The 9,121-nt window shown below is 46.4% G+C and carries 6 protein-coding genes and 1 pseudogene; 6 read left to right on the forward strand and 1 reads right to left on the reverse strand.

The genetic code is table 11. From position 1 onward, the window contains the following. The 3 genes and pseudogenes from ABTW62_RS12835 to ABTW62_RS12845 form a co-directional block, all read left to right on the forward strand. A pseudogene (locus ABTW62_RS12835) lies at window positions 1–196 on the forward strand (glycosyltransferase); the annotation flags it as partial. Continuing rightward, window positions 171–575, forward strand: a complete 405-nt coding sequence (locus tag ABTW62_RS12840) for a GtrA family protein (protein WP_430904970.1) — start codon at window positions 171–173, stop codon at window positions 573–575. The pseudogene ABTW62_RS12835 and the gene ABTW62_RS12840, both read left to right, overlap by 26 nt. Next, window positions 557–2,296 carry an ArnT family glycosyltransferase gene (locus ABTW62_RS12845; RefSeq protein WP_430904971.1) on the forward strand — a complete coding sequence of 580 codons (1,740 nt, stop codon included), beginning with the start codon at window positions 557–559 and terminating at the stop codon, window positions 2,294–2,296. Before ABTW62_RS12840 ends, ABTW62_RS12845 begins: the two co-directional genes overlap by 19 nt. Window positions 2,297–2,520: 224 nt before the next feature. Here ABTW62_RS12845 and ABTW62_RS12850 read toward each other — a convergent pair whose 3' ends face one another. Beyond that, entirely contained in the window at window positions 2,521–2,757 is a 237-nt protein-coding gene (locus ABTW62_RS12850) for a hypothetical protein (RefSeq protein ID WP_430904972.1), read from the reverse strand. Between the two features lie 547 nt (window positions 2,758–3,304). Here ABTW62_RS12850 and ABTW62_RS12855 point away from each other — a divergent pair. The 3 genes from ABTW62_RS12855 to ABTW62_RS12865 form a co-directional block, all read left to right on the forward strand. Further along, on the forward strand, window positions 3,305–6,952 hold the full coding sequence (locus tag ABTW62_RS12855) for a glycosyltransferase (RefSeq protein ID WP_430904973.1): 3,648 nt from the start codon (window positions 3,305–3,307) through the stop codon (window positions 6,950–6,952). Window positions 6,953–6,978: 26 nt separating this feature from the next. Continuing rightward, window positions 6,979–8,778, forward strand: coding sequence for an HAD family hydrolase (locus ABTW62_RS12860; protein ID WP_430904974.1), 1,800 nt, complete (start codon window positions 6,979–6,981; stop codon window positions 8,776–8,778). A gap of 27 nt (window positions 8,779–8,805) precedes the next feature. Then, the coding region (locus tag ABTW62_RS12865; RefSeq protein WP_430904975.1) for a tryptophan 2,3-dioxygenase family protein at window positions 8,806–9,121 on the forward strand (316 nt) is incomplete at its 3' end.

Genomic DNA, 9,121 nt, shown 5'->3' on the forward strand with positions numbered 1-9,121 from the left:
CATTAAAACTCTTGCATTTGGAATTGATGTGCCTGGTTATGCTTCATTGTTAGCGGCGATACTTTTCCTAGGCGGCATTCAATTGATGGGAATTGGCGTGCTAGGTGAATACATTGGGCGAATTTATAGTGAGAGTAAGCAACGGCCAGTATATATCGTCAGGCAGCGCTATGGTCAAAGAAATCAGGATATTTAACCGAAAAACTAGTCGTCAATTTACTGGCTTCTCTCTGATTGGCGTGGTAAACACGTTACTTCACCTTTTGGTGATTACTGGATTGGTTGAATTGTTCTCAGTCCATCCTATACCTGCTAATGGCGTAGCTTTTATAACAGCTAATCTTTTTTCTTTCTGGGCAAATAGTCGCTGGTCATTTCGGGCAGCAGCCACTCGCCAACGCTATATGCGCTTTTTAACAGTATCCTTGCTGGGATTATTTGTCTCCTTGCTTGCTATTGCCATAAGTGAAAATCTGCAATGGCACTATCTCGCTGGTGTATTGCTGTCTTTTGTTTTTCTTCCACTCCTTACTTTTCTTGCTCATAGGCATTGGACATGGAAAATTGTGGACTAAAGCTTGATCTCCTACATTGGGAGCGCGCTCTAACTCGCCCTGCCGTTGCAGCTACTCTCTTGGCAACCCTCTGTTTAGGGCTGCATCATAGCGCTTTATCAGGGGGGTGGCGTTATGATGATGGGCCGCATTTATATTTCGCTGCTCTCTATTCCCCGTGGCAGTACTTCTTTGTACCAGAGATCATGCGCGAGCAGTCGTGGGCACATATTACACCATGGAATGCATTGTTCTATGAAATGGGCTTACCGCTTTTTGGCCTGAATCCGGCAGGGCATTATGCTCATTTATTGTTCATCCTGTGGTTGACGTCCGTAGCGACATTTTACTTATTGCGTTTATGGATAGTTCCATTATCTGCTCTAATGGGGGCAGCCTTATTTCTTGCCATGCCTGCAACGGGAGCGATAGGACAGATGTTGATGACCGGTCATTACGCTTATGGGCTATTTTTTTCAGTATTGGCATTTTATTTTTTTGCACGGGGTGTTCGTGAGGACAGAGTCAGTTTTTCTTTGTTTGCCGCTGGCTTTTATGCTATGGCCTGCTTGAGTAAAGAGCTGTATGTACCCATTATTGCCTTTTTGATTTTATTCCCAGAAAACGATTGGAAAACGCGTTTGCGTCACGCTTGGTTAGCTATCTTAGTGGCTTTAGTCTACACAGTTTACCGAATAGCAGTTCTTGAAGGTATTGGTGGGTATGGCAATCCACCTCCGGCAGGCACACTCACAACCATCGATATTTTAGCCGGGTTAATATCTAGTCTGTTTGGTAGCGGATGGAGCGGAAAGCTCATTGTCACTTATATTTGCATTTCTGTGCTAATTGCAATTTTTATTCGGAAAAAGCAGTTTAATCTGTTTTTACTAATGATTGGCTTGGTCGTTGTTTTTATTCCGATCTTGCTAATGCTACAGACTGGATTCATTGATTCTAAATCATCACGGCTTTTATTTTTTGTTAGCTGGACATTAGCCGTCCTATTAGCATGGCTTGCAAATCCAAATAGGCTACATGCCATGACCTTGCTAATAATAATAGCAGCCCTGGTTTTCTCTCAGCAGAAAATAGCTCTTCAAATTGCGAATATGGCGAAAGTGATGGAGCAGCAAAATCGCTTTCTGATAGAAGAAAATGAGGATAAGATATTATTACCGTTTCATTTTGCACGTCTTGGTTACCTTGACTCTATGCAAAAAGCAAATATTATTTTGGGTCGGGAAAATCCGCCAGTATTTCTACGAGACGAAGAAGAACTCAAGGAACTGGGGGAAAAAGTGGGATCAGAAGTTTATCAATTCAATGAACAGTGCCAATGTATCTTGCAAATGGGAAAAGAACGCTATCGTGATCATATCAATAGCTTTCGTTCTCAACTCGCAGCCGGTGCAGACTATTCCCTAAGTGTTTTACTTGAAATTGAAGATCAGGGAGCGCGTAAGCTGCTACGCTGGAAATTCTCAGGCACTGACGGAAATTTTTATTTTTATGTTCGTGAATATGACATGATACCTCTCCCTCCTTCCGGGGAATTGTCATTTGGATTAGATATTACTGGTCCTCCAAAGCAAGACTTGCATGCATATGTTCATCTCATTTCTCCCGAAGGTTGGATTGTGCGAACTCCTCCTCTTAGGATAAATCCGATAATTACCAATCAGGTCACTTGGAGTGGAAAATCCGCAATAGATTGGTCACTGCAGAAATGGGAAAATTGAGAGTAATTAGAGCTTACTCAGGAATTCAGCACCCACTTCTGCGCAGCCAGATAAAAATTCCGCTTTGAGGTCAATTGACAGGAATGGGCAAACGGAATTTTTCCGGGCTTGCCGTTTTTTATCGCCCATATTGCCATTTTGGCAATAAATTTCGATTACGGTGGATTACGGTGACAAATGCACTAATTTCATAATTAAATAATTGGTTTTCGGGCAGACACTACTTATCCCAGATTTCTCAATACAATTTGACGGAACAAGTGCATCAGGTTGCAAGCCAGCATAACCGCTAACATAGCAGCTTCAGTCGCCCAGTATCCGCCCGCAATAACACTACTCGCTTGGCCACCCAGTTTGTCTAGCGTATCATCCAGGAAAGCCCGCACGCTATTCCCACTATGGCTATCATCAGGACGCAACCAGAGATTGGCGATCATCCGCGCATCAGCTACGAAAACCATTAAAGGATGGTGCGAGAGGCGTTCGGGTTTGCGTGGATTGTGCCCCGTACCACACCCTCTTGTTCTCTGTAACGCATTATCACCATTGTATCCAGATCCAACATCTAACGATTAAGCTGAAGATTATCAAAAAAATCAGAGATATAAATCCCAAACACATAAATCAACGTGATATCTCTAGCTTTAGATGAAAAATGAACTCCGAAAGTAAGTAAATACTGAAGCTACTGTCGGAATCAGTGATTACGATGATTTTAACCTGTAAGCAATCAGGTCGGAGTGGCATGTGTGCTATTTGCAACGGAGCAGGTAGGCTCGTGGCAGGAATGTTATTCCAAATAATTGCCGCTATATGCCTGTGCTATCCTTGCCTACCGGACAGTGGAACGGTAAAAGCTTCAGCGAGTATCCCTTAGATGGCCACGGCGCTTCAGCATGCCCATAATGAGCGTTGGAGAGGAGATAAGTGGGAATTCGTGAGATAAAATACACAGTTTTCTGTATGGGTTATTAGAATTGATTTAGGTAGGGTAGGGTAGGGTAGGATATGGCAGCAAGAAATAGAGTTATTGAACAAGGTTTATTTTCTTTGAAAAGCACTCACTTGCCAAAGGGGCGCTGGTTGGTGTTGGCACCTCATTCTGGCGACGAAACTTTCTGGATGGGCGGCAGTATTCTACAGGCCAATTCGACGGGCGGGTTTGTTTCTGTTGTTATTCTGACCGACGAGGATGAAAGCGTGGAAGACGATGCTGCTGCGAGCGATCAGCAAGTAGAAGCGCTGAGAGCAGGTGAGTTACTGGGTAGCATTAAGCCTATGTTCTGGCCACGATCCAATTATGGTCAGGCAGCTGACGAGGACTTGATAAAGCAATTCGCGCAGCTAATCAGCGAGGGGGATTTTGCCGCAGTATTTTTTCCTATGCCCGGGGGGGCATCTCGGTCGAATTCGAATTACCAACTGGCTTCCGAGTTGGCATGGGAGGCTTTACGGCGCACTGGTTTTTCAGCTCTTCCAATTGGGTATGAGGTGGGTATTCAGGGGATGGTGAATCGATTGGTTGATATCACCGAGGTAGTGGATAAAAAGGCTCAGATCATGGCAGTGTATGCCTCCCGTCAAAATGACCATATTTCCACTAACCGGGTACTTGCCTTGAATTGTGCCCGTGCTACATTTCTGCCTCGGTCCGTGTCGCATGCCGAGGGATTCTATATTTGGCCACAAGAAGATCGTCCATTGCTGGATATGTGGGTTAGTGGCTTGTTGCCCCGGCTGGATCCACCAGCACTTGGAGTCAATAATCCGCTTGTCTCCATTGTAATCAGGACCTGCAACCGTCCTGAAACATTGCAGGTTGCAATCCGATCGGTTGCTGCGCAAACTTGGCCGAATATTGAAGTGGTGGTAGTCAACGATGGTGGGATTGATGTGCGCACACTGGTGGAGCAGTCATGCGTTGGTTCCATCAGACATTGGCAATACATTACCTTCGATGTGAATCGGGGCCGTTCTACAGCTGCCAATGAAGGGCTAGAAACCGCTTCCGGTGATTTTATCGGACTGCTCGATGACGATGACTGGTTTTTGCCTGGGCATGTGTCTGGAATGCTTGCTGTATTGCAACAAAATCCGCAGGCTGTCGCAGCCTATTGCAAGGTTTCCGCATTACGTCGTGAGAGTGAGAGTTGGGTGGAGGTGCGGCAATTTGATTCACAGTTTGATCCAATCCGCCTTGCCTACGAAAACACTCTGCCAATCCATTCCGTATTGTTCCGCAGACGGGTGTTAGAAGCCGGATGCCGCTTTGTTGATTCTCTCGACGCTTTTGAAGATTGGGCTTTCTGGTTATCAGTAGCGAAGCTCGGACCATTGGTGCGAGCAGACCAGATGACAGCCTGTTATCGTATCTATCATGGAGGAGGTTTTGGCGTGACAGGTGACGAAGCGCAGGTTCGTCTGTCGCTGTTGCCTTTCCTGCGTTGGGCTAAAACGCATTGGTCCGACATGCAGTTAGTGACATTGATAAGCCGGGCTTTTGCACTAGGTGAAGCGCAGCGGCAGGCTGCTGACGTACCAGTGTTGCAGGGACAGATCACAAGCTTAAAACGTGAGTTAAGTGATAGAGAACAGGAGTTGACGGAACAGGCGAAAAATTTTAATGAACGTTATGATCATGGCACTAAACAGCTTAACGAAAAAGAGGCTGAACTAGACAGGCTTCGTAGGATTCTGGAAGAGGTGTATGGTTCACGAAGCTGGCGTGTTACCACCCCGTTACGTCTGGTTGGGCGCCAAGTGCGCCAGGCCAGGGTCGTTTTAGGTATTCTGCGGCGTTACACAAATCAGTACGGCTGGAATAGTGCCTTGCGAAGAAGCGCAAAGATGTTACGCGATGAGGGTTTGGCCGGCGTAAAAATGCGTTTGCAGGCAAGCCATGCTTCAGCGGTTGTTGACACCAGCAGTCCGTCAGGTATTTCGGTTGTGTGGGATCCGACTGCAAATTCGTATCGTCTGGCCGATCATCCCGAAGGATATACCTACGTGCCACCACGTCGACCGGAAGATATTACGCAAAGAATCGAATCTTTGGGAAGACGCCCCCGGTTCTCATTGGTGATGCCTGTATTCAATACGCCGCCAAGTTTGTTGCATGAGGCTGTGGATTCGGTACTGGCACAATGGTATTCCGACTGGGAGCTGATTCTGGTGGATGACGCAAGCTCCTCTGAAGAAACGCAGCGCGCACTGACTTCGTTTGTGGACGAAAGAATCCGGTGTGAGCGCTTGGCAGAGAACGCCGGCATCTCTGCGGCCAGTAATGCGGCAATCGCCCAAGCAAGTGGAGATTATGTGGTATTTCTCGACCACGATGATACGCTGACGGAGGATTGTTTGTATGAACTGGCATGCTGTATCGACCGCGATAACCCAGATTTCATTTATTCGGACGAAGATAAGATCAGTCCCGAGGGCCGTTTTGTAGAGCCGCATTTCAAGCCGGACTGGTCACCTGACACCATGATGAGCACTATGTACACCTGTCATGTTGCTTGCATGCGTACGAATCTTCTTCGCGAGCTCGGTGGGTTGAAATCAAAATATGACGGCTGTCAGGATTGGGACTTGGTACTGCGATTGACAGAGCGAACGAATCGAATCAGCCATATTGCCAAGGTGCTTTATCATTGGCGTATTATTCCGACCTCGGTTGCCTCTGACATGTCCGCAAAGCCCTATGTACTGGAAGCTTCCCAGCGGACCAGGCAGGACGCCCTGACCCGACGGGGACAATCTGGCAGGATGGAACCCGTTGAACAGATTCCTGGGTATTTCAGGGTGCGCTATGATTTGGTAGGAACGCCACTGATCTCCATTGTAATTCCTAGCCGGGACAACCATGAGGTGCTGCGTCATTGTCTGGATTCCATTCTTGCCAAATCCTCGTACAAGAATTACGAAATTGTCGTGATCGATAATGGATCTGTTGAACTGGAAACAGTTTCGTATTTATGCCAAGTATCGCAGACACATCCACAAGTAAAAGTTTTCCGTCATGATGCACCCTTTAATTTTTCACAATTGAACAATATTGGAGTTGGGTATTCAAAGGGCGAATTGTTGCTTTTCCTGAACGATGACACCGAAGTTTGCAGCAGCGACTGGCTGGAACGGATGGGAGGGTATGCACAATTATCTCATGTTGGCGCAGTCGGCGCCAAGCTCCTTTATCCGGGCGGAAAAGAGATTCAGCATGCTGGCATACTTAACCTTGAATCGGGCCCTAACCACGCTTTTCTTCATTTGCCTAAAGGCAATCCTGGCTACTTTATGAGGAATCTGCTGGAATACAACTGGCTGGCGGTGACGGGCGCCTGCCTGATGATTCAGCGCGATAAGTTTTTGGCGGTAGGCGGTTTTGATGAGTCGTTTCCTGTTGCCTATAATGATGTGGAACTGTGCATACGGTTGTATGAGTCAGGCTATTACAATGTTGTGGTTCCGGTTGTCCAACTAATTCATTTTGAGTCTGCCAGCCGCGGGCTGGACCATGACGATCCGCAGAAACATACACGTCTCATGCAAGATAAGCAAAGGCTCTATAAGCTGCATTCCCGATATTTTCAATATGACCCATTTCATAATCCAAATCTTCATCCAAACGGGATCAATTTTGAGCTTGCTGTCGGTTAGTAATGGGATGAGGTGTATATAACGACATGACCAAGCAACCTCCCACCTGGAATAAGCATTTCAATGCGGATGCGCTGTGGCGATCGATTCATGAAGCCGATGCTGTTTCATTCGATTTCTTCGATACTTTATTCGTGAGGCCGCTTTGTGATCCGGAAGATGTTTTCGATATTGTCGGTGCACGCTTCGGGTTAGCGAAGTTCCGCGTACTTCGAAAAGCTGCGCAAGCTGAAGCATTCCGGCGAATGCATGCCAGCGGGCGTCGAGAAATCAGTTTGAGTGATATTTACGATTGTTTTGATAGAGTGGGGGTGCCTGCTTCTAAGCTGATGCAAGCGGAATATGCAGTGGAGCTTGATATCTTGAAACCGAATGATGAACTGACTTCGATTTTTTGTGAAGCTATCACTAGCGGGAAATTCGTTTTGGTGATATCGGATATGTATCTGCCGAAAAAATTCTTCCTGGAGTGTCTTCAACGACACGGATTGCCTGAAGTGCCGGTATTCGTTTCTTCTGAATGCAATGCAACCAAGCGGGATACAGGCGAATTGTTCGATTTTGTCGTCAAGGCAGTAGGTAAAAATCCTGATCGTTTCCTGCATATTGGCGATAATCCTGTATCAGACGAGGCGCAGGCAAAAAGGAAAGGCATGCGGGCGTTTCTTTATCGTGAAACCCGCAAACCCGTTACTGCTGTCGGTGTGTCGTCTCCCGCTGCTTCGATCGCAAGGGCTTTGATACGAACGTATGGATCAAAGGTGACACCAGATTCGTACAAAGACCTGGGTTTTCGTTATGGGGGACCTGCTGCCGTTGGGTTCCTTGATTGGATCGTCGAACGTGCCCAACTGGACAATGTGGATCATGTGCTTTTTATGTCCAGAGACGGCTATATATTGAATCGTCTGGCCAAGCTAGTAGATGGTGCGTCCCTTCCAGAGCATCATTATTTCTACGGTTCGCGGACTGCCTTCAATATGGCGGCAATGACAGATAAGAATTTTGCAAATTTTATTCCATTTCTCGTCTCTGGTGCGGATGGGCTGGCACCTTATGAGATACTGGAAAGAATCGGGGTGACCCCTCCTTCGGCCAGGATGATGGCCGAGTTAGGCGTCGGGGATAAAGTTCGATTTTCACTGAAAACCCGCCATACGATTGTTCGATTCCTTTGGGCGTATCGATGGGAAATTCTGAAAGTTTGCCGAAGAAACCGGAAAATATTATTCAGGCAGTTAATTGAGCTGGGTATTTCAGACGGATGCCGGGTGGCGCTGGTTGATATTGGCTGGAATGGAACGACCCAGGAAGCTTTTGAACGAGCAATTAAAGGCCTGATTGATCTGGATATAATAGGGTATTATTTTTCACTTTCAGATAAACCCGAGTGTGTTAGCCGTCAGCAGTCATATCGAATGATTTCGATGATGGCATCTTGCCAATTAGCGCCAGATCTGATTTCTCGAATTTACCGTGACCGGGTTCTTGTAGAGTGTTTTTTCTCCGCTCCCCACCATTCCATTATTGGTTGGATGGAAACTGAGGCGAGCATTGTTCCGATAGAAGATCCTGGCAGGGCCGATGTATCCGATCTAGTTTCAAGTGTCAGTGCGATTATGGAAGGCGCGGAATTGTTCGCTAAATCCTATTGGCAATTGCGGAAGAAGATTGATTTACGTCATGCGCCAGTGGAAGTCATTTTACCGTTGTTGGAGCTCGTCGAAAAGGGGGGCTGGCGTTCTATGTCGTTGTTTTCTAATATAAAAAATTTCGATGCCTGGGGAAGTTCCAGGAATCATGATATCAGGATTGTTGATTACTGACTCGCGTTTACTGTTTTTGATGGATGGTTGCTTATCCAGATTGTTGCGACTGCCACTGAATGTAAGGGTGCATTTTATGCACCGCGCTCTGTAGAGATTCCGATTGGTCAATTTGTTCAGGTAAGGGTCTGCATGAAGATTCATCCTCCGCTTTACTACCGAGATTATCTGCAATTGCCTAAAATCCTGAATGCCCAGGCGCCCGAAAGTGCAAAATACGGCAATGAGGTGCACGATGAAACCTTATTTATTGTGATCCACCAAACCTATCCCATATTTAGGGCTTACTCAAAAAGTATTTCTTACGATCGTTTGAGATTTAAAATTAACAACCAATTGTTTT

Source organism: Nitrosomonas sp. ANs5 (assembly GCF_050584665.1).
In the GTDB taxonomy this organism is placed as follows: domain Bacteria; phylum Pseudomonadota; class Gammaproteobacteria; order Burkholderiales; family Nitrosomonadaceae; genus Nitrosomonas.